Origin of the sequence: Pseudomonas sp. B7 (genome assembly GCF_016735645.1) — a bacterium.
GTDB lineage: Bacteria > Pseudomonadota > Gammaproteobacteria > Pseudomonadales > Pseudomonadaceae > Aquipseudomonas > Aquipseudomonas glycinae.
On the sequence record NZ_JAERRE010000001.1, the window covers coordinates 507,775 to 533,626 of the forward strand.

Consider the following 25,852-nt stretch of genomic DNA (forward strand, 5'->3'; position numbering starts at 1 on the left):
ATTTCCTTGGGAAAAATTTGTTTACAAAGGCGCTGGACAGTCTGCCATCGCTGCCCTTATCGTCCGCCACAGGTCACCGCAGTGACCAGCGTCGCTCGGACGGTTCCGGGCGCTTACGTTATCCGAGGCAACAATGGCTGAACAAGGTTCGCCGCGCCGCTTTGCGCGCATAGATCGACTCCCCCCTTACGTTTTCAACATCACCGCCGAGCTGAAGATGGCTGCCCGACGTCGCGGCGAAGACATCATCGACTTGAGCATGGGCAACCCCGACGGCGCCACGCCGCCGCACATCGTTGAAAAACTGGTGCAGGTTGCACAACGCGAAGACACCCACGGTTACTCCACGTCCAAGGGCATTCCGCGCCTGCGCCGGGCGATTTCTAACTGGTACAAGGAACGCTACGAGGTCGAGATCGACCCGGAAAGCGAAGCCATCGTCACCATCGGTTCCAAGGAAGGCCTGGCGCACCTGATGCTGGCGACCCTGGATCAGGGCGACACCGTGCTGGTGCCGAACCCGAGCTACCCGATTCACATCTACGGTGCCGTGATTGCCGGCGCCCAGGTGCGGTCGGTGCCGCTGGTGCCGGGCGTGGACTTCTTCGCCGAGCTGGAGCGGGCGATTCGCGGCTCGATCCCGAAACCGAAGATGATGATCCTCGGCTTCCCGTCGAACCCGACCGCGCAGTGCGTGGAGCTGGACTTCTTCGAACGGGTGATCGCCCTCGCCAAACAGTACGACGTGCTGGTGGTGCACGACCTGGCTTACGCCGACATCGTCTACGACGGCTGGAAAGCCCCGTCGATCATGCAGGTGCCGGGCGCCAAGGACATCGCGGTGGAGTTTTTCACCCTGTCCAAGAGCTACAACATGGCGGGCTGGCGCATCGGTTTCATGGTCGGCAACCCGGAACTGGTCAGCGCCCTGGCGCGGATCAAGAGCTACCACGACTACGGCACGTTCACCCCGCTGCAGGTGGCCGCGATTGCTGCGCTGGAAGGTGATCAGCAGTGCGTGCGCGACATCGCCGAGCAATATCGCCAGCGCCGCAATGTGCTGGTCAAAGGCCTGCATGAACTGGGCTGGATGGTCGAGAACCCGAAAGCCTCGATGTACGTGTGGGCGAAGATTCCCGAAGCCTACGCGCACCTCGGCTCGCTGGAGTTCGCCAAGAAGCTGCTGGCCGAGGCCAAGGTCTGCGTCTCGCCAGGTGTCGGCTTTGGCGAGTACGGCGACGATCACGTGCGCTTCGCGCTGATCGAAAACCAGGACCGGATTCGCCAGGCGGTACGCGGGATTCGCGGAATGTTCCGGGCGGATGCTCTGGGCACCAAGTAACTCGCGAATTGCACCCACAAAAAAACCGCATCACTGCGGTTTTTTTGTGTCTGCATCTTCTTGAACGAAGAGAGTCTTAAACGAACAGCGACAACAACAGAATAAAGCCCAGACCCACCACCGACAGGATGGTTTCCATCGCCGTCCAGGTCTTGAAGGTCTCGGCCACGGTCATGTTGAAGTACTGCTTCACCAGCCAGAAACCGGCGTCGTTGACGTGGGACAGGATCAGCGAACCGGCACCGGTGGCCAGCACCAGCAGCTCACGGTTCACGCCCGGGATCATCCCCACCACCGGCACCACGATGCCCGCGCCAGTGATGGTCGCCACAGTAGCCGAACCCGTCGCGATGCGGATCACCGCCGCCACCAGCCACGCCAGCAGGATCGGCGAGATCTGCGCGCTGACCGCCATGTGGCCGATCACGTCGCCCACGCCGCTGGTCACCAGCATCTGCTTGAAGCCACCGCCGGCGCCGATGATCAGAATGATTGCCGCGGTCGGCGCCAGGCTCGCGTCCAGCCATTTGAGCATCTGCTGAGAACCGATGCCCTGCTTGTGACCGAAGGTGTACAGCGACAGCAGCAATGCCAGCAGCAGTGCCGAGATCGGGTGACCGATCATGTCCATCCAGGTGCGGAAGAAATGACCGTCCGGCAGGGCCACGTCAGCGAAGGTTTTCAGCAGCATCAGGAACACCGGCAGCAGCACGGTGACCAGGGTGATGCTGAAGCTCGGCAGGTTGGCCGAATCGTTTTCACGGGCCAGTTGATCGACCAGTTCCTGGTTCGGCGTACCGGGAATGTGCTTGGCGATGAACGTACCGAAGATCGGGCCGGCGATGATGGCGGTCGGCAGCGCGACGATCAGACCGTACAGAATGGTCTTGCCGATGTCGGCACCGAACACGCCGATGGCCAGCAGCGGGCCCGGGTGCGGCGGCACCAAGCCGTGCACGGCGGACAGACCGGCGAGCAGCGGGATACCGATCTTGATGATCGACACACCGGTGCGGCGAGCGACGATGAACACCAGCGGAATCAGCAACACGAAGCCGATTTCGAAGAACAGCGGAATGCCCACCAGGAACGCGGCGAACATCATCGCCCACTGCACCTTGTCCTTGCCGAAGGCGCGGATCAGGGTCTGGGCGATCTGATCGGCACCACCGGATTCGGCCATCATCTTGCCGAGCATCGTGCCCAGGGCGAGGATGATGCCGACAAAACCGAGCACGCCACCGAAGCCGTCCTGGAACGCCTTGATGATCGTGCCGATCGGCATGCCGGACGTCAGGCCAAGGAACGCGGCGGCGATGGTCAGGGCAATGAAGGGGTGAATCTTGAACTTGGTGATCAGGACGATGAGTCCGATCACCGTAACCACTGCATCGAGCAGCAGGTAGGCGTCATGGGACATGCCAAACATGAGGGGGTGTCTCCTGGTTTGTTGTTGTTATTAAAGCGGGTTAATCAGAAGTCGAAAGGACAGCGCTGTCTTCACAATCACACTCATACCGCCTGTTTCAGGCCATGGGCCTGCCACCAGACGTGGGCTTGCGCCGCCAGTTCTTCAACGCTGTGGATCGAAGCATTCAGGGCCAGGGTCAACGGCTCGCCCTTGGGCGATTCGAGGGTGGCGAACTGGCTTTCGATCAAGGTGGCCGGCATGAAGTGGCCCGGACGGTGGGACACACGTTCGGCGGCCACTTCAGGCGTCAATTCGAGGAACACGAAGCCCAGGCCCGGCAAGGCGCTGCGCAGCACTTCGCGATAACTGTGCTTGAGGGCCGAGCAAGTCAGCACCGGGCGTTCGCCCAGGGCATCGACGCGACGCAGTTCATCGCACAGGCTGTCGAGCCAGCCGGCACGGTCTTCGTCGTTCAGGGGGATCCCCGCGCTCATCTTTTCGATGTTCGCGGCCGGATGGAAAGTATCGCCTTCAATGGCAGTGGCGCCGCTCAATTGGCACAGGGCCTCGCTGACGCACGTCTTGCCGCAACCGGCAACGCCCATGATGACCAGGGCGGTGATGGGATGATTCATGTAACACCTCAGCGCGCAGACAGCGCTACCTTTGCTAGCTATGACTCTAGTGCACAGGCAGAAGTTGCCGACGCCTTCTTGTCGTTTTTTTGGGTTGCAGCAGGTTTTGTCCGTACGCCAAAAAGCGAGGATCAGGCAGGACCTCGCTTACGCATTTGCAGCTGCATAAGGACAGCGCTACCTTAGTGCCTTGATTTTTGTTTGGCAAGCCGCCCGATGACCACCCCTAAAAACGATAAAAACACCCGCACCACCGGCCGTCCCACCCTTAATGAAGTCGCCCGTCTGGCCGGCGTCAGCCCGATTACCGCCTCCCGCGCCCTGCGTGGGGTCAGCACGGTCGCCACCGAATTGGTGGAAAAAGTCCAGAAAGCCGCGCTGGAACTCAACTATGTGGTTAACCCCGCCGCCCGCGCTCTGGCCTCGGCCCAGAGCCATTCGGTGGTGGTTCTGGTGCCTTCGCTGTCCAACTTGCTGTTCATCGACACCCTGGAAGCCATTCATCGGGTACTGACGCCCAAAGGTTTCGAGGTGCTGATCGGCAACTTCCACTATTCCCGCGATGAAGAAGAAAACCTGCTGCGCAACTACATGGCCTATCAGCCACGCGGCTTGCTGCTGACCGGCTTTGACCGCACCGAAAGTTCGCGGCGGATGATCGAGGCCAGCAATATTCCCTGCGTGTACATGATGGAACTGGACAGCGCCGCCGGGGTGAACTGTGTCGGCTTCTCCCAGCTCAGCGCCGGGGAAACGGCTGCCGAACATTTGCTGTCCCGTGGCCGCAAGCGTCTGGCGTACATCGGCGCGCAACTCGATCAGCGCACCCTGCTGCGCGGTGAAGGCTTTCGCAAGGCGTTGCAGAAGGCCGGTCGCTACGACCCGGATCTGGAAGTGCTGACCCCGCGTTCATCGTCCGTGGGCCTGGGTGGCGAGTTGTTCCTGCAATTGCTGGCGGCGCATCCGGATGTCGATGCGATCTTCTTCGGCAACGACGACCTGGCTCAGGGCGCCTTGCTCGAAGCGCTGCGCAACGGGATCAGGATCCCCGAGCAAGTAGCGATCCTCGGCTTCAACGACCTGCCGATGTCGGAGCACATGGTGCCGCGCCTGAGCAGCATCAATACGCCCCGCGAAGCGATCGGCAAGCGTGCGGCGGAGCAGATGCTGACACTGATGGCCGGCAACAGCGTGGCGCGGCCGGTCGAAGACATGGGCTTCGAGCTGAAGATTCGCGAGAGCACCTGACTCAACCGCCCAGCAACTCCACCAGAGCCAGCGCGCCCTTCTGCAGCGGCTGGCTCTTGAGCCACACCGCGTGCACCGGCAGCACCAGGCCGTTTTCGATGTTGCGGAAATTCAGCCGTTTCAGTCGTCCGCTATCGAGCCACGGCTGCACCACCGACAGCGGAAAATTGCCCCAGCCCAACCCCGCCTCGACCATTTCCAGCGCCGTCTCCAGGTTGTCGGTGCGCCAGTGGGACTCGGCCACCAGTGGCCGGGTTTCGCTGATCGGCAAATCGCGACTGCCAACCACGATCTGCCGCACATGCACCAGATCCTCGAGAAACAGATCCTGCCCCTGCAACAACGGGCTATCCGCCGCCAGCGTGGCGATCATTCGTTCGCTGCCGACAAACTGAAACCGTTCCAGCACATTCACGCTCAACCCGGCGAACGCCAGACACACGCTGACCCGGCCACTGTGAAGCATTGCCAGCACATCATCCTGCGGCGCAGTCAGCACTTCGATGTCGAGCAGCGGATGGCGCTCGCTGAGGTCCTTGATCGCCGCCAACAACCGTCGACGGTCAATGTCCGCCGCCACGCCAATCGACAATTTGCTCTCCAGCCCCAGCGATAACTGCACCGCATGCACCTGCAATTGCTTGAGCTGATCGGCGATCAGCCGCGCGTGTGGCACCAGCGACAGCGCCATCGCCGTGGGTTGCGGTTCGCGGTGACTGCGGTCGAACAACGCATAACCGAGTTCGGCCTCGAGATTGCCGATCGCCATGCTCACCGCCGACGGGACTTTGCCCAACGCCCTTGCAGCGGCGGAAAACGAGCCGCGCTCGATCACGGCGAGAAACAGCTCGATGCTTTCGCTGTTGAAATTCACTTCATTTACCTATCAATAAAACTGAAAGCTTCTGACTTTTTCTGTCACCGCCATTGAAGCTATCTTTCGTCACCTTCGCCAGCCCCGTTGGCCACAAGTCGCAAGAAAGAGGCAATTCCCATGCAAGGCGTCAAACGCAAACTGGTCTATGTGTCGCTCTATGAAGTGATCGGCATGACCTTCTCGGCCCTCGGCCTGGCCTTGTTGTCCGGCACCTCGCCCGGCAGCACCGGCCCGCTGGCGGTGATCATTACCAGCATCGCCGTGACCTGGAACTTCATCTACACCTCGCTGTTCGAGCGCTGGGAAAGCCGCCAGGTGTCGCGCACCCGCACGGTGAAACGGCGCATCGCCCACGCCGTCGGGTTCCAGCTGACGCTGATCGTGTTCCTGATTCCGCTGATCGCGTGGTGGATGAACATCAGTCTGGTGCAAGCCTTTTTGCTGGATCTGGCACTGATTGTGTTCATCCCTTGCTACACCTTCGCGTTCAACTGGCTGTTCGATAAGGTGTTCGGCCTTCCGGCATCGGCATTGCCGGATCCGCAGCCTGCGACATAAATCGTTAATTGGTAAGCGGATATTGCAAGAAATCGTCGGTTTTACCTCGCCAACCGCCGATATAAACAATCCTTGATTTCCGATAGCAGGCTAAGCTTTTCCATCAATAAAAAATGGATCAGCCCATGACTGCACACGCCCCCGCCGCGCAACGCGACGGCATCGACCCCATACGCGCCGCACAGATTTCCGCCCGCATCGACCGCCTCCCGGCAGTCGCCACGATCTGGCGGCTGGTGGCGCTGCTGTCGATCGGTGGTTTCTTCGAACTCTACGACCTGTTCCAGACCGCCTATATCAGCCCCGGCCTGATCCGCGATGGCATCTTCGCCACCGGCAATCAGGGCGTGTTCGGTTTCTCCGATCAGGCCGCGTTCGCCTCGGCGACGTTCCTCGGACTGTTTCTCGGCGCCAGTCTGCTGAGCCCGATGGCGGATCGCTTCGGGCGGCGGGCGATCTTCACTTTCGCGCTGGTCTGGTACACCGTCGCCACAGTTTTAATGGGCGTACAGAGTTCAGCGCTGGGGATCATCTGCATGCGTTTTCTGGTGGGTATCGGCCTCGGCATCGAACTGGTGACCATCGACGCCTACCTCTCGGAACTGGTGCCCAAGCGCATGCGCAGTTCGGCGTTTGCCTTCGCGTTTTTCGTGCAGTTCCTGTCGGTGCCGGCGGTGGCGCTGATGTCCTGGTGGCTGGTGCCGCAGGCGCCGTTCGGCATCAGTGGCTGGCGTTGGGTGGTGTTGGCGAGCGCGGTGTTTGCGCTGTTCATCTGGTGGCTGCGCAAACGTCTGCCGGAGTCGCCGCGCTGGCTGGCGCAGCATGGCCGCTTCGATGAGGCGAACCGGATTCTCGACGGCATCGAGGCGCGTTGTGAGAAGGATCACCGTCAGCCACTGGATGCGCCGGAAGCAGTAGCCGTCGATGTCGAGGGCAAGGGCCGTTTCGCCGATATCTGGCAGCCACCGTACCGGCGCCGCGCGCTGATGCTGATTGTCTTCCACATCTTCCAGGCGATCGGTTTCTTCGGCTTCGGCAACTGGCTGCCAGCGCTGCTTTCCGGTCAGGGTGTCAGCGTCACCCACAGTCTGATGTACGCGTTCATCATCACCCTCGCCTACCCGCTCGGGCCGTTGCTGTTCGTCAAATTCGCCAACCGCTTCGAGAACAAGTGGCAGATCGTCGGCTCGGCCCTCGGCGCCATGACTTTCGGCACCCTGTTCGCGTTGCAGACCAGCGCCGTCGGCCTGATCTTCTGCGGTGTGATGATCACCTTCTGCAACGCCTGGCTGAGCTTCAGTTACCACTCCTATCAGAGCGAACTGTTCCCCACCAACATCCGCGCTCGGGCCGTCGGGTTCTGCTATTCGTTCAGTCGTTTGTCGACGGTGTTCAGCAGCCTGTTGATCGGTCTGTTCCTCGACCACTTCGGGACACCGGGCGTGTTGGCGTTCATCGTCGCCAGCATGTTGATCGTGATGCTGACCATCGGCTGTTTCGGTCCTCGCACCCGAAACCTGGCGCTGGAAAACATCGCCCATCGCTGACGGACAACGGTCATCCTCTGCCGCCCTCCGGCAAGGGATGACCGCTTTGCCGGTTCACCAAAAACCACAAGCCATTGAAATAAAAGAACTTATTAGATGGGCATGGTAATTGCTCCCTAGGACTGACAGTCATTACCTACAGGTCCTTTCATCATGTTGGTCAGTGCAAAACAACAGCAAATCATTCACCTGCCCAAGCCGCTGAATGACGATGCAACCGCCACCGCTGCGGCCGGCCTGCAAGGCGGTCTGCATGGCGCAATGCTGCAGACCCTGCAAAACCAGGCCCAGGCGCAAACCGCCGAAGCCACCGCCAAAGTGCAGGAATCGGCTACCCAACTGGCGACCCAGCAAGTCAGCGAAGCCGCGCGCATCAGCGACAACGTCGACGAAGCGTTCGCCAAGACCCGCGTCGCCCTGCAAACCTCCGATACTTCGCCGAGCAAATCCACAGGCTCATCGGCCCTGGATGAATTCAAGGACTACATGAGCAAAACGCCGGAACAGCGTCTGCGTGACAGTATCCTCAAGGAAATGGGCCTGACCGAAGACGACATCAAAGCGATGCCGCCGGAGAAACAACTGGCAATCGGCAAAGAGATCGCCGAGCGTCTACAGGACAAGATCAAGCTGGCCGAAGCCGAAAAACAGAACAAGCAAGACGCCAACTCGACGAAGATCAGCGACCAGTCGGCGGACAAGTTCCTCGCTTCGCTCTAAGACGATCCCTTCCCTCAGCAGAGTCTCACTCGAGACTCTGACCTCACCGTCCGGTTACCGCTAGTCGATTTCTTACTCCCGAGAGTCGATACCTGTAAGTTCTGACAGTTGTCCTGGATTTTCTCTGCCTCCAACATGGCTCATGCAAGCGTTCAGTTTGCATTTCAAAAGGAGAACTTCATGACCACTAAAGGTAATGCCATAGGCTTGTTATCAATCAAGATAGCCAAGAACGGCGAACCATCACAAACGATGTCGACACCGTTCATTACGCTTGACCTCAAAAGTAACAATTTGAGTATCGGTGGCTACAATATCGAGCCCGAAGGACTGGAAGGTGCACAAATTGATATTCATGAACAACACATCCAACCTGGCACCTATTTCTTTACAGAAGATTTTAGAGTTGCCGGCTTTTATACTCCACGAATGCAAAATTCCTGGAATGGTGACGTGGGAGGTGAAATCACCTTGATTGAGGTCGACCTCACGAAAAAATTCGTCAGAGGCACTGCCAAATTCAAAGCAGTTAGCAAGTACGACGACTCATACGCCGAAGTTGACTTCAATTTTTCTTTAACAGGTGCACAGTAACCACAAAAAATCTGCCCCTCAAAAATGAGGGGCAACCGTGCAGTTGCTACTCGAGTTTCAACGTCTCATTGAACTGACTGATCGCATCCACCACATGCCGCGAGCCCTGCTGAATCTCCCGAATCGCATCCCCCGCCTCGTTCGCCAGTTCCACCCCGAGCCCGGTGCGGCTCAGGCTCGACTGCATGCTCGACACTGCGCTCAGTGACAGCTCATGGTTCTTGCGCACCACGTCGACGATCTCCACGGTCGCCTGGCTGGTTCGCGCCGCGAGGCTGCGCACCTCGTCCGCCACCACCGCAAAACCACGCCCGTGCTCACCCGCCCTTGCCGCTTCGATCGCCGCGTTGAGCGCCAGCAGGTTGGTCTGGTCGGCAATCCCGCGAATGGTCTGGACGATGGTGCCGATGATGTCCGACTGCTTGCTGACCGCATCGATGCTCAGCGCCGCTTCGTTGAGGTCGCGGGAAATGTCCTGAATGATCTGCACCGTTTGCTGCACGACCTGTGAGCCTTTTTGCGCGCAGGCGTCGTTTTGTACAGAGGTGCTGTGGGCCGATTCCGCAGCGGTCTGCAAGGTGGTCATCTGGTGGGTGATGTCACTGGCGAACTTCACCACTTTGTACAACCGGCCTTTGGCATCGAACAACGGGTTATACGAGGCTTCGAGGTAAACGGTCTGCCCCGACTTGTTCTTGCGTTCGAAGCGGTGCGAGTGATATTCGCCGCGATTGAGCGAGGCCCAGAACGCCTTGTACTGCGCGGACTCGGCCTCGACCCGGTGACAGAACAGACTGTGATGATGGCCGACGATTTCGTTGAGCGAGTACTGCATGGTCTTGAGGAAGTTGTCGTTGGCCGTGATCACATTGCCTTCCGGGGTGAACTCGATCACCGCCATCGAACGGCCGATGGCGGCCAGCATGCTTTCTTCTTCTTTTTCCTTGTTCACTCGCGCGGTGATGTCCGCCGCCACTTTGATCACACTGCGGACCTGTTTGTCCGGGCCATACACCGGCATGTAACTGGCTTCGAGCCAGATTTCCCGACCGCTTTTGTTCAAGCGCAGGAAAGTCCCGCTGATGGGTTCGCCACGGGCCAGGTCACGCCACAACTTGGCGTATTCCTCGCTGCGATAAAATTCTTCTTCACAAAAAATCCGGTGATGTTTGCCACGCACTTCTTCGGCGCTGTAGCCCATGGTCTTGCAGAAGTTGTCATTGGCATCCAGCACGATGCCCTCGGGGGTGAATTCGATCATTGCCATCGAACGGCTGATCGCCGCCAGCTTGGCGTTGGCTTCGGTCAGGGCACAGCTGAAACGTTCGATTTCCTGCAGATCAGCCTTGTGATGTAGGTTGAACATGTCTCGATCACCTTCCGCGCGTTCTTTTGATTTGATGAAAGTTCAGGTCTTTCAGAATCCACCACTACGTTCCACAGAACAGGCACACGCCTTCCTCCACGGGAGGAAGTTGTCAGGTGATAAACGATGATTAATCGGAGAGTCCATGCGACGACGCTCTAATCAAGGCATCCTTTTCTTGATAGCCCGGTAATGGGCCATTCCTAACATGCAGAAGAACTTCCATTTAAAAAACAGCTCCCTGTCGGTCAAGTGTCGGTGCCTTGGATTGCGCACTCTGGCAGCTTTGAGATCGGTAACCACTAGCGGTCGAAACGCATTGGATGGCGTTCGGCATAGTTAGTTATGAATGAGCATAGACAGCGCGAATGCTTGCGCAAGGCCACTAGTCGGCCAGTAATGAGGGAATTCGGACAGGAAGCGGACGAGAAACGGTTCAGCGGCGTGGGCGTTGATTGCCATTGCGACCGACTCGCAATGGCAACTTTTGAAACGACACCAATATCGGAAAAGAACTACAGACTCCCACTAACCTTGTTCGCCACATCATCCGGCACCCAAGGCTTCCACACTTGCGGTTGATCGCGCAGAAACGCTTCGGCGACCTGGCGTGGCTGCTGGCGCTTCTCGCTCATCCCGGCCAGGGTCTGGTTCAGCAGATCAATCGGCAAATCGACTTTCTCAAAGAACGTCACCAGTTCCGGATACTGCGCTTTGAACGGCGCCGAAACGCCAATCGCCAGGCTCGCCGGCATCGAGCGGGTGCCTCTCGGATTGGGGTTGTTGGCATCGGCCAGGGTTTTCCAGGCTTCGGCGTCGAACGGCGGCTCTTCCAGCTTCACCAGTTTGAAGCGACCGAGCAGCGGCGTCGGCGACCAGTAGTAGAACAGCACCGGTTTGCCGCGCTTGATCGACGACGCCACCTCGGCATCCAGCGCCGCGCCGGAGCCGGTGCGGAAGTTGACGAAGCTGTCGTTCAGCGCATACGCCTTGAGCTTCTGGCTGTTGACGATTTCCGAGGTCCAGCCGGTCGGACTGTTGAGGAAACGCCCACGGCTCGGGTCTTCCGGGTCCTTGAACACATCCTTGTAGCGCGGCAGGTCGGCCACCGATTTCAGCTCCGGCGCCAGCGGTTTGATCCCGCGCTCGGGGTCACCCTTGATCACGTATTCCGGCACCCACCAACCTTCGGTGGCGCCCTTCACCGTGTCGCCGAGGCCGAACACCTTGCCCTCGGCGGCAGCCTTGACCCACGCCGGACTGCGCCCGGCCCACTCTTCGCCGATCACCTGAATATCGTTTTTCGCCAGCGCCGCTTCCAGGCTGACGGTGCTGCCCGGTAGCGTATCGGTCGGGTAGCCGTAGCCTTTCTCGACGATCAGGCGCAGCACTTCGGTGATGAAACTCCCGCTTTCCCAAGTGATGTCGCCGAAGTGGATCGGCGCGGTTTTTTCCGCTGCCACCACGTGGCCGGCCGTCAGGGTCAGGGCCAGCAGCGAACTGCCGAGCAGGGTTTTGAGCGATCTCATGCGAACCTCTTGTTCTGGGAGGAAATCAGGGTTTGGTTGGCGCTGTGGCGATTGCACAGAGCCTGGGAACGGGTCATGTACTGGCTCACCGAACGCTGGGAGATGCCCAGTTCGGCAGCGATTTGCGGGTAGGTCAGGCCGTCGATGCGCGCCAGCAGAAAGGTCGAGCGCACCTTGCCCGGCAGGCGCTGGAGCGTCCGATCCAGGTGTTTGAGACTCTGCGACAGGTCGGCGAGCTCTTCAGGAGACGGGGGGTGATCGAGGTCGCCCTGTTGCAATTGATGCAGATGCCGACGCTCCAGATCGCCCCGCCGCCAGCGCTCGTACAGCAGGCGTTGAGCAATGGTGGTGAGCAACGCGCGGGGTTCGCGGATGGCGGTCAGGCCCGGCGCTTCGAGCAATTGCGCAAAGGTTTCGGCGGCTATGTCTTCAGCGGTGGCCGCATCATTCGATTGCCGACGCAGACGTGTGCACAACCACTGGTAATGGTCGCGAAACAACGTGTTCACATGATTGCGATGGGATGAGTCGGCGCCGGACATGGGGGCTCCTTGGTCAAGGGTCGCTGAATGTCCGGTCGTCCGGTGGCGCGATCCTAGCAAGGTGCCTTATGCGTTAAAAATACTTAAAAAGAATTTTTATATTCCATTAACGAATTACAAGAAGCCGCTAGCGCAGGCGGCCATAACCCAGCTCTTCGGCCTCGCGCTGGTAATCCAGCAGGACGAGGTAATCGCTTTCGCTGGCGGGCAGGACTTCGGGCAAACCGAGGATGCGAGCCACATCGGGCAGGTCTTGAAGGCTGCTATTCATCGCCCGGCGCAAGTGTTCAATCTGCTCGTCCGTCGTGCTGGCGGCGGTGATAAAGGGCAAGGTCGGGCTGAACGCACTGCGCGCCACCACCCGTAATCCGCTGACCTCTGCGGCGGCGTATTGCGCCAGGTACGCAAAGGTCACGCTGTCGATGGCCGCCAGATCGGCACGGTCTTCACGCAACCAGCGCAGGCTTTCGCGGTGACCACCACTGATGCCGACCGTGGCGAAAAACTGCCCGTCCCGGTGCAACGGCGCCAGACGCTGACGCAACAGGTTCATGCCGCTGTTGGAGTCGTCGCTGTTGATCACCCCGCGACTGTCGAAAAATGCCGCCAGACTGCGGCGCGAATCATCGGCGCGGGCGAGGATCAGGCTGCAATGGTTGCCGGCGCTGGCGTCCGGCAATTCGTAGCGCGGACGGCCGACAATCCTCACCTGACCACGCAGCGCGGTCATCAGCGGATAGCCGCAGGTCTGGGTCAGCAGCAACTCGGGTGAACGCCAGAGTTCCAGCAGCGACAGGCCTTCGGCATCGAGCCGCGAATGGCCCAGGTGTTCGAGAATCCGCGCCAGCCATTGCTCGTTCGCCGCGCGGATCGGCTCGGGTGCGATGTACATCAACAACTCTGCGTAACCTGACGTCATGCTCGCCTCAAATAAACGGATGCTGCGGGCTGTCGATCGGCTTGATGCCGTGCCGGCGCCACAGTTGCCCATAACCTTGCACCAGAAATCCGCCACTGCGCGCCACCCATTGCTCCCGGCGCATGCGGTAGGCCTCGGGCAAGTCGTACCACGAAAGCTTCGGCAGGTCGTGATGCACCAGATGGAAATTCAGGTTCAGGAACAGCCAGCGCCACGGCCATCCGGCTTCGTTGAGCACCGTACGCTGCTCCGGTTGCGTATGCGGCCGATGTTCATAGTAGGAGCGAACCATCGCGATCGACAGCGCCGGCACGCTGATCAAAAACAGGTAATGCCACACCGACAACACGCTGTAGCGGGCGATGAAAAACAGCATCAGCACGGTCAGGGCGCCGTGGGTCAGCCACATCAGCCAGGCCTGGCGCTCGCCGCTTTTCAGACGTTGCAATTCCTCACCGGCCAGCGTCAGCAATGCCAGCGGTGCGCCAAGAATGAAGCGGCCCAATACGGTCTTGTTCAGCCAGTGCAGGCTGCGTTCGAACAGCGAACTGCCCTGCCAGCGTTCGGCACTCAGGTAACGGCTTTCGGGATCGACGCCGGGAATCGTCAGGTCTTCGTCGCGATGGTGCTGCAAATGGCTGTCGCGATAGAGCGTGTACGGATACCACACCGCGAATGGCGCATAGCCGAGGAGTTTGTTGACGAAGGTCCAGCGCGTCGGATGTCCGTGGAGCAATTCGTGCTGCACCGACAGCCACAGCACCAGCAGCGGAATCAGCAGCAGCGTGCTCCACCAGACGCCGAGCCGTTCGCTGCCCAGCACAATCGCAAACCAGCCGACGTACACGCCGATCAGCAGCAGCCAGGTCGGCCACTCGGTGCGCGCGGTGAAGCGCTGACGCAGGGTTTCGATCTGTTGGCGATGGGCATCGTCAAAATAGTGGGGCATGGCGTGGCTCGGAACGAGGGTCTGATCGTTCTGTGCAACACCGGCGGGAAATCTTGCAGATTATTTTTGCGAGCTGTTTTCAAGGACAGGACAGGAGCCCGGATCCGGGCTCCCGTACAGCGCGATCAATGGCCAAAAATGTCGACTTTTTTCGCCCTTTTTTCGTGGCGCTTTTCGATGGCGGTCTTGGCCGGTTTCTTCTTCGCGGCTTTTTTCGAATCCATACCTTTGGACATGATGCGTACTCCACTCAGAGGGGATGTGAGATCAGGTATACACCTATCCCGGCGGGCACGTTGTTTTATAATCCGCAGCTTTTGCACCGGCAGTCCGATTCATGACCGACATCCGTTACAGCCAGCTCGACGACCTGTCCTGGCCCTTGATGAACAAGTTCTACCGCCAGCATCAATCGTCGATGAAAGCGGTGCGCGAGGCGCAATGGTGGGTGGCGCGGCGGGAGGAAATCGTGGCGGCGCTGTGCCTGCGGCCGGTGTTCGGCGGGCATTGGCTGACCGGGTTGTTCGTTGATCCGGCCTGCCGCGAACAGGGCATCGCTGCGCAATTGATCGCGGCGGCGGTGAAAGATGTGGAGGCGCCGGTGTGGCTGTTCTGCCATCCGGACTTGCGTGGATTCTACGAGCGGCGCGGCTTCACCTTCGACCCCGCCCTGCCCCAGGCCATGGCCGAGCGCTTGAGCCGTTATGCGCGGAGCAAACCGATGATTGCCATGGAGCTGGCGCCGCGCACGGACTAGTCAGTCGTCGGCGTTGGGATCGAGGTCCGGAAACATCACTTCGGTGAAACCGAACTTGCTGAAATCGGTAATGCGCGACGGGTACAGCCGCCCGATCAGGTGATCGCATTCGTGCTGCACCACCCGCGCATGGAACCCCGAGGCCACACGCACAATCGGCTCGCCTTTGGGATCGACGCCCTCGTAACGGATCTGCTGATAACGATCCACCGCGCCCCGCAGGCCGGGCACCGACAGGCAACCTTCGAAGCCCTCTTCCATCAGCGGGCTGAGCGGCGTGATCAGCGGGTTGATCAGGATCGTCTGCGGCACGGCTTCGGCGTCCGGGTAGCGTTCGCTGTGCTCGAAACCGAAGATCACCAATTGCAGGTCGACGCCGATCTGCGGCGCGGCCAGGCCGACACCGCCGACACTTTCCATGGTCTGGAACATGTCGTCGATCAGTTGCCACAGCTCGGGACTGTCGAGCATTTCAGCGGGCACTGGCGGGGCGATGCGCAGCAGGCGTTCGTCGCCCATCTTCAGGATTTCACGGATCATGGTCAGACTTCGTCAGTGTTCGGCTTGAGCGAATGATCGCGCCCGAGGCCGGAAACGTGTTGTTTGGGATGTTCATCGAGTTCGCCGGGGACTTTCTCGCCCGAATCCTTGCCCTCGCTGGACATATGTTCGATGACCGCATTCATCTCCGCGCCGAGCAACAACACGGCGGAGGAAATATAGAAATACAGCAACAGCACGATGATCGCACCGATGCTGCCATACATGGCGTTGTAGTTGGCGAACGTCTTGACGTAAAACGCGAAGCCCAGGGACGCGATGATCCACACCACCACCGCCAACACCGAGCCGGGGGTGATGAAGCGGAATTCCTGTTTGACGTCGGGCATCACGTAGTAGATCAGCGCCACGGCCACCATCATCAGGATCACGATCACCGGCCAGCGGGCGATGGTCCACAAGGTAACGATGACTTCTTCCAACCCGACCTGCGCGGCGATCCAGCCCATCACCTGCGGGCCGAGCACCATCAGCGCAGCGGCCACCAGCAACATGCCGGCGATGCCCACGGTGTAGATGACAGACAGCGGAAAACGCTTCCACAGAGGCCGGCCCTCGACCACATCGTAGGCGGCGTTCATCGCGCTCATCATCAGGCGCACGCCGGCAGACGCGGTGTACAGGGCGATGACGATACCCACCGAAAGCAGGCCGCCCTTGGATTGCTGCAGTTGATCGATCACCGGGTTGACCTGCTCCAGCGCCTGGGGCGGCAACACCAGTTCCGATTGCAGGCGCAGCCAGGAGAAGAAGTCCGGCAGGTGCAGGAAACCGATCAGGGCAATCAGGAACAGAATGAACGGGAACAGCGAGAACAGCATCTGGTAGGCCAATGCCGAGGCATAGGTCGACATCTCGTCGTCGACGAATTCGGTGATCGTGCGCACCATCACCCGGTGCAGGGGCAGACCTTTCATGTCGGGAAAAATCATTCGCGTCTCCTTTCGCCGCAAAACAGGTTGAAGTCGTGGCGACTCAGGGGCCGTTTTTCTCTCATCAAAGTAGCTTACTTGGCGACTTTGAAACACTGTGTTCCGTGACCGCATGTGAGCGGGATACGAAAACGGCCATCCTTGGATGGCCGCTTCGCTGTTTCGTTCAAGGCCTGATCAAGCCTTGTCGACGCCTTTCTTGATCGCGTCCTTGGCTTTGCCCACCGCTTGCTGGGCCTCGCCTTTCTTCTCTTGCAATTTGCCTTCGGCTTGCAGTTTGGTGTTGTCGGTGGCTTTGCCGACACCCTGCTTGACGTTGCCGACCGCTTCGTTGGCCATGCCTTTCACTTTATCGCTCGTGCTACCCATGGTGATTCTCCTTGGAACATTAACGGGGAAAGTCAGTACGTAATGATTGACTGGCCCGGTTTGCGCCAAGTTTCATTTATTTTCAGGGTTTCATTTCGTCGCGACGTGCAGGTTGGGCTTTATGTTTGCGAGCGTTGCCCCGAGAATGCCCACCACAAGGGCGCCAGGCGCCACAGAACCGATCCCGCAGGAATGTTATGAAACTCGATAAAAAGCAGGCCATCGCCCGTCGCAACCAGGAACTGGGCGGTGCCGTGCTCGGCACCAACAACTGCCACTTCGCCGAACTGAACCGCAACCGCAACATCTGGTGGTTCGACTTGCCGGTGTCGCGCCTGGCCATCGGTCAGTACGAGTGGATTCACCTGTTGATGCACACCCCGGCCACCGACGAACTGCTGCACCTGAAAGTGCCGACCGTGTTCCTGCGCGAGAAACTCGAAGGCCTGGTGATCCGCAACGAAGGCAAGCGCAAGGCCGCCCTGAGCCTGGAACTGAGCGCCGACAAGGACTCGTACCTGCAGGACATGCGCCCGGCGGGGACCAATGTGAACTTCGCGCCGTTCCGCCAGTAAGCGTTCAAGCCCTGCACCAACAAAAAACCCCGCATCTGCGGGGCTTTTTGTTTTATGCGGCGCTCTTCGCCTTGATCTTCTTCAGCTCTTCGTCGCGAAGTTCGCGGCGCAGGATCTTGCCGACGTTGGTGGTCGGCAGCGCATCGCGGAATTCCACCGAACGCGGCACCTTGTAGCCGGTGACGTTGGCGCGCATGTGCTCCATCACCTGCTCCTTGGTCAGCGTGACGCCCGGTTTGGCGACGATGAAGATTTTGATCGCCTCGCCGGATTTTTCGTCCGGAACGCCGATGGCCGCGCACTGCAACACGCCGGGCAGGGCCGCCAGCACGTCTTCCAGCTCGTTCGGGTACACGTTGAAACCGGAGACCAGGATCATGTCTTTCTTGCGATCGACAATGCGCATGTAGCCGTCCGGCTGGATCAACGCGATGTCACCGGTTTTCAACCAGCCTTCGCTGTCGAGCATTTCATCGGTGGCTTCCTGACGCTGCCAGTAGCCCTTCATCACTTGCGGGCCCTTGACGCACAGCTCGCCGATTTCGCCCAGCGGCTGCTCGACACCGGCATCGTCGATGACTTTGCACAGGGTCGACGGTACCGGAATGCCGATGGTGCCGATCTGGATGTTCTGGATCGGGTTGACCGTGGCCACCGGGCTGGTTTCGGTCATGCCGTACCCTTCGCAGATCGGGCAACCGGTGACCGCTTTCCAGCGCTCGGCTGCGGCCAGTTGCAGGGCCATGCCGCCGGACAAGGTGACTTTCAGCGCCGAGAAGTCCAGCTTGCGGAAACCTTCGTTGTTGCACAGGGCCACGAACAGGGTGTTGAGGCCGACGAAGCCGCTGAACTTCCACTTCGACAGTTCCTTGACCATCGCCGGCAGGTCGCGCGGGTTGCTGATCAGGATGTTGTGGTTGCCGATCAGCATCATCGCCATGCAATGAAAGGTGAACGCATAGATGTGATACAGCGGCAGCGGCGTGATCAGGATCTCGCAACCTTCATTGAGGTTGGAGCCCATCAGCGCCTTGCACTGCAGCATGTTGGCGACGAGGTTGCGATGGGTGAGCATCGCGCCCTTGGCCACGCCGGTGGTGCCGCCAGTGTATTGCAGCACCGCGACGTCGCCGCTGTCCGGGTTGGCTTCGGCAACCGGCTGGCCCTGACCCTTGCTCAGCACGTCGTTGAACTTGACGGCTTTTGGCAGGTGATAGGCCGGCACCATCTTCTTCACGTACTTGATGACGCTGTTGATCAGCAGACGCTTGATCGGCGGCAGCAGGTCGGCGACTTCGGTGACGATGACGTGTTTGACACCGGTTTTCGGCACCACGGTTTCGGCCAGATGCGCCATGTTCGCCAGGCATACCAGCGCCTTGGCACCGGAGTCGTTGAATTGGTGTTCCATTTCCCGCGCGGTGTACAGCGGGTTGGTGTTGACCACGATCAGCCCGGCACGGATGGCACCGAAGACGGCAACCGGGTACTGCAACACGTTGGGCAGTTGCACGGCGATTCGATCACCGGGCTGCAAATCGGTATGCTGTTGCAGATAAGCGGCAAACGCACCGGACAATTCGTACAGTTCACCGTAGGTGAGGGTCTTGCCCAGGTTGCTGAACGCCGGTTTGTCGGCGAAGCGTTGGCAGGATTGCTTCAACACTGCCTGAATATTCGGGTACTCGTCTGGATTGATGTCGGCAGCAATTCCAGCGGGGTACTTATCCTTCCAAAAGTCTTCGATCATGGAAGCCCACTCCTCAGCAACGCGAATTCAGCACCGCATTTGATGCGATTATTATTGGTGTTTGTTTATTGGTGAGTCTGGCTTTTTACAAGGCCGAGAAGTCACAAAGCGCGCCGAGAGTAGCAGCTTTGCCAAGGGTCGACCAGAGCCAAAAGCGGCCCACATGGTCACTTTAATGACTCAAGAACTATTGGCAGTCATTTTAGAGCAAAAATCCTATAACACCTTGAAAGTCCCGGTTTTCGGGGGCTTGAAACGCGAGCGGGCTCGCTCCCACAGGGTCACCAGTGAACCTGGGGGGAGCGAGCCCGCTTCGGGCGGCGATCCGACGATTGCGCTTGGCGCAGTCTGTTTATGCGATATCGCGCAACTCCCGCCGCAGAATTTTCCCGACAGGCGTCATCGGCAACGACTCGCGCAGCACGATATGTTTCGGCACCTTGTACGCCGTGAAATTCTCTTTGCAGTAAGCCTTCAGTTCTTCCAGGCTCACGCCGGTTTCCCGCGCCACCACAAACAGCTTCACTGCCTCGCCTGAGCGCTCGTCCGGCACCCCGATCACCGCGCAGTTGGCGACTTTCGGGTGGGCCATCACCACGTCTTCGATCTCGTTCGGGTACACGTTGAAACCGGAGACAATGATCATGTCTTTCTTGCGGTCGACGATGCGCACGAACCCGTCCGGGTCAATGACTGCAATGTCGCCGGACTTGAACCAGCCCTCGGCATCCAGCACTTCGGCGGTGGCCTCGGGCTTGTTCCAGTAGCCCTTCATGATCTGCGGGCCCTTGATGCACAGTTCGCCACGCTCGCCCAGCGGCTGCTCGACGCCGTCGTCGTTGATGACTTTCAACAAGGTGCCCGGCACCGGCAGGCCGACCGTTCCGATCCGCGACAGCTCGCCGTACGGATTGGTGCAGGCCACCGGCGAGGTTTCAGTCAGCCCATAGCCTTCGGTGATCCGGCAACCGGTGATCTGCTCCCAACGCTCGGCGGTGGCCTTGACCAGCGCGGTGCCGCCGGAGTTGGTGAGCTTGAGGGTGGAGAAATCCAAGGTCTTGAAGTCCGGATGATCCATCAACGCGACAAACAGCGTGTTGAGCCCCAGCAGCGCCGAAAACTTCCAGTTCTTCAGCTCCTTGATGAAGCCGCCGATGTCACGCGGGTTGGTGATCAATACGTTGTGGTTGCCCGACACCATCATGCACATGCAATTCGCGGTGAAGGCATAGATGTGGTACAGCGGCAGCGGCGCGATCATTACCTCCTGCCCTTCGCGCAGCAGCGGCTGGCCGTCGCTGCCGAACTGGCCGAGACAGGCGCGCACCTGTTGCATGTTCGCCACCAGATTGCCGTGGGTCAGCATTGCGCCCTTGGCCAGGCCGGTGGTGCCGCCGGTGTATTGCAGCACGGCGATGTCATCCAGGCCGACCTTCAGCGGCTTGATGCCCAGGCCCCGGCCCATGCGCAACGCGCTCTTGAAGGAAATCGCCTGGGGCAGCGAGTACGCCGGGACCATTTTCTTCACTTTGCTGACCACGGTGTTGACCAGCCAGCCCTTGGCGGTGGGCATCAGGTCGCCCATCTTCGCTTCGATCAGGTACTGAATGTCGGTGTCCGGCAGCACTTCCTGGACCTTCTGACCGAACATGTTCAGGTACACCAGCGCCCGGGCACCGGAGTCCTTGAACTGGTGACGCATCTCCCGCGCGGTGTACAGCGGGTTGGTGTTGACCACGATCAGCCCGGCGCGCAGAGCACCGAACACGGCAATCGGATAATGCAGGACGTTGGGCATCTGCACCGCGATGCGATCCCCCGGCACCAGGTCGGTGTGGGCTTGCAGATAACCGGCGAAGGCGGCGCTCTGGCGCTCCAGCTCGGCGTAGGTCAGGGTCACGCCCATGTTGCTGAACGCCGGGCGATCAGCGAATTTCTTGCAGGAACGCTCGAACACCTCGATCACCGACTTGAACTCACCCGCGTCGATGTCCAGGGGTACGCCCGCCGGGCGTTTGTCATTCCAGAAATCAGGTTGCATTGTTCTTGTCCTCTTTACCTGAGCCGATCCGGGGCCGCTTCGCTGTCATTTCTTTCTGTCCCTGAAAAAGCCGAGAGCAAAAAGCGGGGCTTCACGGACACTAGCAGCTATGGTCAATCAGGCAAATATGGGCAAGGTCGTCATTGATCGTGTGAATCTTCCTGCCGTGGCGTGAGCTGATCGGACGCGCTATACAATGCAACCTCTGCACGACGCTTGAGCAAAAACAGGCCGCAAAAGGAATCGCCATGATCCACGACACCTTCTGGCTGGACGCGAGTGACCGCAGCCGCCTCTTCGTCAACCATTGGCTGCCGAACGCGCCGCTGAAAGCGGTGATTCTGCTGGCCCATGGCATGGCCGAACACAGCGGTCGCTATGCACGGCTGGCAGAGGCGTTCTGCGCTGAAGGCTACGGTGTGTACGCACCCGATCAACGCGGCCATGGCAAGACGGCCGATCATGGGACGCTCGGGCACTTCGCTGACGACGACGGCTGGTGCAAGGTGGTTGGGGATCTCGCGAGTCTCAACCAGTTCCTCGGCCAACGTCATTCGGGCGTGCCGATCGTGCTGCTCGGGCACAGCATGGGCAGTTACATTGCCCAGGCTTATCTGCTGCATCACAGCGCCAGCCTGCACGGCGCGATTCTCAGCGGCTCGAATTTCCAGCCGGTCGCGCTGTACCGCGCGGCCCGGCAGATCGCCCGGTTCGAAAAGCTGCGCCAGGGCGCCAAGGGCCGCAGCGCACTGATCGAGTGGCTGTCATTTGGCTCGTTCAACAATAAATTCAAACCGGCGCGCACCGCGTTTGACTGGCTCAGTCGCGACCCGGTCGAGGTCGACAAGTACGCCACCGACCCGTTGTGTGGCTTTCGTTGCACCAATCAGTTGTGGATCGACCTGCTCGGCGGGTTGCAGCAAATCAGCAAAGCGTCCAATCTCGCCCAGATTGATCCGGGCCTGCCGCTGCTGGTGATTGGCGGCGAATGTGATCCGGTGAGCGAAGGCAAGCGTCTGACTGATCTGGCCAACGCCCTGCGCGCAGCCGGCAGCCAGAACCTGCAACTCAAGATCTACCCGCAAGCCCGGCACGAATTGTTCAACGAGAGCAACCGCGACGAAGTGACCGCCGATGTGCTGGCCTGGATCAAACAGGCCCTGAGCCATCGCCGGCCACACCGCAGCGAATAATTTTTTTTGTGGATTCATTTCATCCGTCACAGGAATTCAGACCCATGACCCAGGTTACCAACATCCCTTACGAAGCCCTCGAAGTGGGCCAGACCGCGAGCTACAGCAAGACTGTCGAAGAACGCGACATTCAGCTGTTCGCCGCGATGTCCGGTGACCATAACCCGGTGCACCTGGACGCCGAGTTCGCCGCCGCCAGCATGTTCAAGGAGCGCATCGCCCACGGCATGTTCAGCGGCGCGCTGATCAGTGCCGCAGTGGCTTGCGAGCTGCCTGGACCGGGCACCATTTATATCGGCCAGCAGATGAGCTTCCAGAAGCCGGTGAAGATCGGCGACACCCTGACCGTGCGCCTGGAAATCCTTGAGAAACTGCCGAAATTCCGCGTGCGCATCGCCACTCGCGTATTCAATCAGCGCGATGAGCTGGTGGTGGACGGCGAGGCCGAGATCCTGGCGCCGCGCAAGCAACAGACCGTTACCCTGCCGACGCTGCCGGCCATCAGCATCGGTTGATCGCCCTCGCCCTCGATCAAATCCGGGCACAAAAAAACGCCAGACCAGCTGGCGTTTTTTGTGGGCTTCGAACGCTTACGAGCGTGCGCGAGCCTGGTTACGCAGCGCCTTCACCTGGTCGTGATTGCGTTGCACACCGTGGTACTGGCGTTCGACCAGGTCACGAATGCCGACCAGATTGTGTTTGTTGATCTTCTCGATCGCTTCACGATAAGCCTTCAGGGCGTGGTCTTCACCGCGCTCGGCTTCGTTGAGCACCGCTTCTTCGTCCTTGCCGGTGAACATCGCTTTGACGTCGACCCAGCGACGGTGCAGATCACCGCTGACACTGGTCGAGGTTTCCGGATCGCCACCCATCGAACGCACGGCGGCTTGCAACTCGGCCGCAGCGGTTGCGCAATCGGCGGAGCGTTTCACGAACAGGGTTTTCAGCTCTGGGTGCTTGATGTCCTCAGCGCAGGTCTTGAACCCTTCCTGACCGTCCTTGCTGGTTTCGATCAGGTCGTTGAGGACGGAGATGGCTTCTTTATTCATGTCAGTCATTTTTCAATTCCTTGCGTGGGTGAAAGATGCAAGGAGTGTTGCAGTGGTCGTGCCAGCTTCACTAAAAGAATTTAATCTTTGATTTTCAATAACTTACAAATAATCCAGAAATCTGTATGCCTGTTATTTGCATGATCTGTCATTTGGCCTGCATGCAGAATGCCTGTATTTTCCGAAGTGTTTTCAAAGCCAGACGATTCCAACGATGAACCCTGAAAAGCTCGAACTGCTGATCACCCGCGAAATGCCCTTCGGCAAATACAAGGGCCGGATCATTGCCGACCTGCCGGGCCCGTACCTGAACTGGTTTGCCCGGGAAGGATTTCCCCATGGCGAACTGGGCGGGCTGTTGGCGTTGATGCAGGAAATCGATCACAACGGCCTGTCGGAACTGCTCGAACCGCTGCGCGCCAAACACGGCAAACCTGCCCCGCGCCACTGAGGCGTCACCCTGATCCGAGTCGAGTCGACCATGCCCGATAACACCCGCCGCGCCCGAGACGAAGCTTTCTGGCAAACCTTCGCCGACCGTTACGACCGCCACCCCGGCCCGGTGAATCTGGAGAACGGCTATTTCGGGCGCATGTCGCGCACCGTGGTCGAGGAGTACCAGCGCAACATCGAGCTGATCAACAACAGCAACTCGATCTACGTGCGACAGCGTTTCGAGCAGCACGACAGCCTCGACATCCGTGCGCAACTGGCAGAGCTGATCGGCGTGCGCGCGCAAAGTGTGGCCTTCACCCACAACGCCACTGCCGGCCTGCAATCGCTGATCCGCAACTATAACCGCCTGCAACCTGGCGACCAGGTGCTGATCTGCGATCTGGAGTACGACACGGTCAAGGGCGCGATGCGCTGGCTGGCACAGCATCGCGGGGTCGAGGTGATCGAGATCGAGCACGCCCACCCCGCCAGCTTCGACAGCCTGCTGGCCACGTACCGCGAAGCCTTCATCCGCCATCCAAAGCTCAAGCTGATGGCCCTTACTCACGTCACTCACCGTACCGGGCTGGTGATGCCGGTGCAGGCCATTGCCGCGCTGGCCAAGGAACATGGGGTCGATATCATCCTTGATGGTGCCCATGCCCTTGGCCAGATCGAGTTCGATCTCGAAGCGCTGGGGATCGCCTTCGCCGGGTACAACCTGCACAAGTGGATCGGCTCGCCGCTGACTCTCGGTTTTCTCTACATAGCTCCACAGCGCCTGGCCGACATCGACCCGGACATGGGCGAGATGCATTTTTCGGCGGGCGATATCCGCTCACGCACGCCCTACAGCACGCCGAACATTCCGGCACTGATGACCCTGCCTTTGGTGTTCGAGGAACACCGCTCACTGGGTGGCGCGGCCGCCAAGGGCGCGCGGGTGAACTACCTGCGCAACCTTTGGGTGAGTGCCGTACGCAACCTGCCGGGCATTGAAGTCATGACCCCGGACGATCCTCGCCTGTATTGCGGCATCACCTCGATGCGTTTTACCCGGCATGCCGACCAGCAGGCGATGGTCGAACGCCTGCTCAACGACTACAACCTGTTCACTGTCGTGCGCAACGGCGCTGCCTGCGGGCCGTGCATCCGTGTCACGCCGTCGCTGACCACGACGGCGGCGGAGATTCAGCAGCTGGTTCTGGCGTTGAATGAACTGCGTTAAACCGTGTACTTGTCGAAGTCCTCGGGCTTGATCTGCGACGACACCGCAAAGGTGTCGATGCCGATCGTGAGGTGGCCGAAGTACCCGTCCTCGTGTGAATCACGACCGATCGGCCACACCGTCAGGGTCGACTCTTCGCCGCCCATGTTGGCGTAGTAGGCATCGTCGTTGTTGCACACCGGCAGCGAACTGCGCCCGCGGTAGGCCTTGGCATTGAGCACGCCGCGGGAAACCACCTCCGGAAAATACAGCTGCCCGACCCAGGCCACATTGCGCTCCTCCAGGTATTCGTTGCCGGCGACGATGCGCACCGCCACGTGAACATGCAGGGTGCGACCGGCGTAGAAACCCGGATAGATCGTGGTGAAGCGCACCCTGCCCTTGTGGTCGCTGAACTGACCGCCGCGCAAATAAGTGTCGTCGTCGGTTCGCGGGATCGAGCCGATATCCTCAACGTCGACTTCCAGATCCGGGTTCACCCGGCTCCAGCCGGAATAGGCGCCGCGTGCGTTGCAGTGCCAGATATCCACCAGCGCACCGCTGACCGGCTCGGCGGTCATGGCATCGACGATGGTCAGGCGCAGCAGCAACGGCAGGCCTTCGGCGCCTTCGCTGATGTTGCGACGCAGCAGCTTGGGATTGCGGAAATATGGCCCGGCGACTTGCTCGGGGGCCAGTTGATAAACCGTTGGAGCTGAAGGCTGGTGATCCATGACGCGCTCTCT

At 59.8% G+C, this 25,852-nt stretch carries 27 protein-coding genes and 1 pseudogene; 12 read left to right on the top strand and 16 right to left on the bottom strand.

What is annotated here, in order from left to right:
• Positions 1 to 133: 133 nt before the first annotated feature.
• Complete coding sequence (gene alaC, locus JKA62_RS02500) at positions 134 to 1,342, top strand: alanine transaminase (RefSeq protein ID WP_201816119.1); 1,209 nt, start codon at positions 134 to 136, stop codon at positions 1,340 to 1,342.
• 76 nt (positions 1,343 to 1,418) lie between these two features.
• On the opposite strand, the gene JKA62_RS02505 is transcribed toward alaC, so the two are convergent.
• Together JKA62_RS02505 and JKA62_RS02510 are read right to left on the bottom strand one after the other, a co-directional pair.
• Entirely contained in the window at positions 1,419 to 2,771 is a 1,353-nt protein-coding gene (locus tag JKA62_RS02505; RefSeq protein ID WP_011335581.1) for a GntP family permease, read from the bottom strand.
• 83 nt (positions 2,772 to 2,854) lie between these two features.
• Complete coding sequence (locus JKA62_RS02510) at positions 2,855 to 3,388, bottom strand: gluconokinase (RefSeq protein ID WP_011335582.1); 534 nt, start codon at positions 3,386 to 3,388, stop codon at positions 2,855 to 2,857.
• Between the two features lie 216 nt (positions 3,389 to 3,604).
• Between JKA62_RS02510 and JKA62_RS02515 the strand changes: the two genes are divergently transcribed.
• Complete coding sequence (locus JKA62_RS02515) at positions 3,605 to 4,636, top strand: LacI family DNA-binding transcriptional regulator (protein ID WP_039766142.1); 1,032 nt, start codon at positions 3,605 to 3,607, stop codon at positions 4,634 to 4,636.
• A gap of 1 nt (position 4,637) precedes the next feature.
• Here the strand turns inward: JKA62_RS02515 and JKA62_RS02520 are convergent, their stop codons facing one another.
• A complete protein-coding gene (locus tag JKA62_RS02520) occupies positions 4,638 to 5,510 on the bottom strand; it encodes a LysR family transcriptional regulator (protein ID WP_201816121.1) in 873 nt (290 codons plus the stop codon).
• A 120-nt stretch (positions 5,511 to 5,630) separates the two neighbouring features.
• On the opposite strand from JKA62_RS02520, the gene JKA62_RS02525 reads away from it, so the two are divergent.
• The 4 genes from JKA62_RS02525 to JKA62_RS02540 all read left to right on the top strand — a co-directional run bounded on the left by JKA62_RS02525 (position 5,631) and on the right by JKA62_RS02540 (position 8,932).
• Entirely contained in the window at positions 5,631 to 6,071 is a 441-nt protein-coding gene (locus tag JKA62_RS02525; protein ID WP_201816129.1) for a PACE efflux transporter, read from the top strand.
• Between the two features lie 125 nt (positions 6,072 to 6,196).
• Positions 6,197 to 7,618: an MFS transporter gene (locus tag JKA62_RS02530; RefSeq protein ID WP_201816131.1), complete on the top strand. Its 1,422-nt coding sequence runs from the start codon at positions 6,197 to 6,199 to the stop codon at positions 7,616 to 7,618.
• A 153-nt stretch (positions 7,619 to 7,771) separates the two neighbouring features.
• On the top strand, positions 7,772 to 8,338 hold the full coding sequence (locus JKA62_RS02535) for a hypothetical protein (protein ID WP_201816134.1): 567 nt from the start codon (positions 7,772 to 7,774) through the stop codon (positions 8,336 to 8,338).
• Between the two features lie 180 nt (positions 8,339 to 8,518).
• Positions 8,519 to 8,932, top strand: coding sequence for a hypothetical protein (locus JKA62_RS02540; protein WP_108563056.1), 414 nt, complete (start codon positions 8,519 to 8,521; stop codon positions 8,930 to 8,932).
• Positions 8,933 to 8,978: 46 nt separating this feature from the next.
• Here JKA62_RS02540 and JKA62_RS29135 read toward each other — a convergent pair whose 3' ends face one another.
• The 6 genes and pseudogenes from JKA62_RS29135 to JKA62_RS02565 all read right to left on the bottom strand — a co-directional run bounded on the left by JKA62_RS29135 (position 8,979) and on the right by JKA62_RS02565 (position 14,237).
• Positions 8,979 to 9,518, bottom strand: a complete 540-nt coding sequence (locus JKA62_RS29135) for a methyl-accepting chemotaxis protein (protein ID WP_442962195.1) — start codon at positions 9,516 to 9,518, stop codon at positions 8,979 to 8,981.
• Between the two features lie 9 nt (positions 9,519 to 9,527).
• Positions 9,528 to 10,298, bottom strand: a pseudogene (locus JKA62_RS29140) (PAS domain-containing protein); the annotation flags it as partial.
• Positions 10,299 to 10,813: 515 nt separating this feature from the next.
• A complete protein-coding gene (locus JKA62_RS02550; RefSeq protein WP_201816147.1) occupies positions 10,814 to 11,827 on the bottom strand; it encodes an ABC transporter substrate-binding protein in 1,014 nt (337 codons plus the stop codon).
• Positions 11,824 to 12,369, bottom strand: coding sequence for a sigma-70 family RNA polymerase sigma factor (locus tag JKA62_RS02555; RefSeq protein ID WP_201816148.1), 546 nt, complete (start codon positions 12,367 to 12,369; stop codon positions 11,824 to 11,826). Before JKA62_RS02555 ends, JKA62_RS02550 begins: the two co-directional genes overlap by 4 nt.
• A 127-nt stretch (positions 12,370 to 12,496) precedes the next feature.
• A complete protein-coding gene (locus JKA62_RS02560; protein WP_201816152.1) occupies positions 12,497 to 13,288 on the bottom strand; it encodes a phosphate/phosphite/phosphonate ABC transporter substrate-binding protein in 792 nt (263 codons plus the stop codon).
• Between the two features lie 7 nt (positions 13,289 to 13,295).
• The gene (locus tag JKA62_RS02565; protein ID WP_201816154.1) at positions 13,296 to 14,237 is read right to left on the bottom strand and encodes a fatty acid desaturase; all 942 of its coding nucleotides are present in this window, start codon (positions 14,235 to 14,237) and stop codon (positions 13,296 to 13,298) included.
• 337 nt (positions 14,238 to 14,574) lie between these two features.
• Between JKA62_RS02565 and JKA62_RS02570 the strand changes: the two genes are divergently transcribed.
• Positions 14,575 to 14,994: a GNAT family N-acetyltransferase gene (locus tag JKA62_RS02570; protein ID WP_011335594.1), complete on the top strand. Its 420-nt coding sequence runs from the start codon at positions 14,575 to 14,577 to the stop codon at positions 14,992 to 14,994.
• Here JKA62_RS02570 and def read toward each other — a convergent pair whose 3' ends face one another.
• From def to JKA62_RS02585, 3 genes are all read right to left on the bottom strand, one after another.
• Positions 14,995 to 15,534, bottom strand: coding sequence for a peptide deformylase (def, locus tag JKA62_RS02575; RefSeq protein ID WP_007951144.1), 540 nt, complete (start codon positions 15,532 to 15,534; stop codon positions 14,995 to 14,997). It lies immediately after the preceding gene.
• Between the two features lie 2 nt (positions 15,535 to 15,536).
• Positions 15,537 to 16,487 (bottom strand): YihY/virulence factor BrkB family protein, encoded by a 951-nt coding sequence (locus JKA62_RS02580; protein WP_011335595.1) that lies wholly within the window; start codon positions 16,485 to 16,487, stop codon positions 15,537 to 15,539.
• A gap of 177 nt (positions 16,488 to 16,664) precedes the next feature.
• Positions 16,665 to 16,856, bottom strand: coding sequence for a CsbD family protein (locus JKA62_RS02585; RefSeq protein ID WP_011335596.1), 192 nt, complete (start codon positions 16,854 to 16,856; stop codon positions 16,665 to 16,667).
• Between the two features lie 197 nt (positions 16,857 to 17,053).
• Between JKA62_RS02585 and JKA62_RS02590 the strand changes: the two genes are divergently transcribed.
• Positions 17,054 to 17,431 (top strand): hypothetical protein, encoded by a 378-nt coding sequence (locus JKA62_RS02590; RefSeq protein ID WP_007951149.1) that lies wholly within the window; start codon positions 17,054 to 17,056, stop codon positions 17,429 to 17,431.
• A gap of 52 nt (positions 17,432 to 17,483) precedes the next feature.
• On the opposite strand, the gene fadD1 is transcribed toward JKA62_RS02590, so the two are convergent.
• Together fadD1 and fadD2 are read right to left on the bottom strand one after the other, a co-directional pair.
• On the bottom strand, positions 17,484 to 19,181 hold the full coding sequence (fadD1, locus tag JKA62_RS02595) for a long-chain-fatty-acid--CoA ligase FadD1 (protein ID WP_011335597.1): 1,698 nt from the start codon (positions 19,179 to 19,181) through the stop codon (positions 17,484 to 17,486).
• A gap of 352 nt (positions 19,182 to 19,533) precedes the next feature.
• Positions 19,534 to 21,222 (bottom strand): long-chain-fatty-acid--CoA ligase FadD2, encoded by a 1,689-nt coding sequence (gene fadD2, locus JKA62_RS02600; RefSeq protein WP_201816156.1) that lies wholly within the window; start codon positions 21,220 to 21,222, stop codon positions 19,534 to 19,536.
• Positions 21,223 to 21,470: 248 nt separating this feature from the next.
• On the opposite strand from fadD2, the gene JKA62_RS02605 reads away from it, so the two are divergent.
• Positions 21,471 to 22,415, top strand: coding sequence for an alpha/beta hydrolase (locus tag JKA62_RS02605; RefSeq protein WP_201816158.1), 945 nt, complete (start codon positions 21,471 to 21,473; stop codon positions 22,413 to 22,415).
• Positions 22,416 to 22,459: 44 nt separating this feature from the next.
• A complete protein-coding gene (locus JKA62_RS02610) occupies positions 22,460 to 22,930 on the top strand; it encodes a MaoC family dehydratase (RefSeq protein ID WP_003227420.1) in 471 nt (156 codons plus the stop codon).
• A 75-nt stretch (positions 22,931 to 23,005) separates the two neighbouring features.
• Here JKA62_RS02610 and JKA62_RS02615 read toward each other — a convergent pair whose 3' ends face one another.
• Entirely contained in the window at positions 23,006 to 23,473 is a 468-nt protein-coding gene (locus JKA62_RS02615; RefSeq protein WP_007951153.1) for a PA2169 family four-helix-bundle protein, read from the bottom strand.
• Between the two features lie 205 nt (positions 23,474 to 23,678).
• Here JKA62_RS02615 and JKA62_RS02620 point away from each other — a divergent pair, with 205 nt between their 5' ends.
• The gene (locus JKA62_RS02620; RefSeq protein ID WP_003213031.1) at positions 23,679 to 23,915 is read left to right on the top strand and encodes a DUF3820 family protein; all 237 of its coding nucleotides are present in this window, start codon (positions 23,679 to 23,681) and stop codon (positions 23,913 to 23,915) included.
• Between the two features lie 30 nt (positions 23,916 to 23,945).
• On the top strand, positions 23,946 to 25,127 hold the full coding sequence (locus tag JKA62_RS02625) for an aminotransferase class V-fold PLP-dependent enzyme (protein ID WP_201816159.1): 1,182 nt from the start codon (positions 23,946 to 23,948) through the stop codon (positions 25,125 to 25,127).
• Here JKA62_RS02625 and JKA62_RS02630 read toward each other — a convergent pair.
• Positions 25,124 to 25,840 (bottom strand): intradiol ring-cleavage dioxygenase, encoded by a 717-nt coding sequence (locus JKA62_RS02630; RefSeq protein WP_201816161.1) that lies wholly within the window; start codon positions 25,838 to 25,840, stop codon positions 25,124 to 25,126. The genes JKA62_RS02625 and JKA62_RS02630 overlap by 4 nt on opposite strands.
• Positions 25,841 to 25,852: the final 12 nt, after the last annotated feature.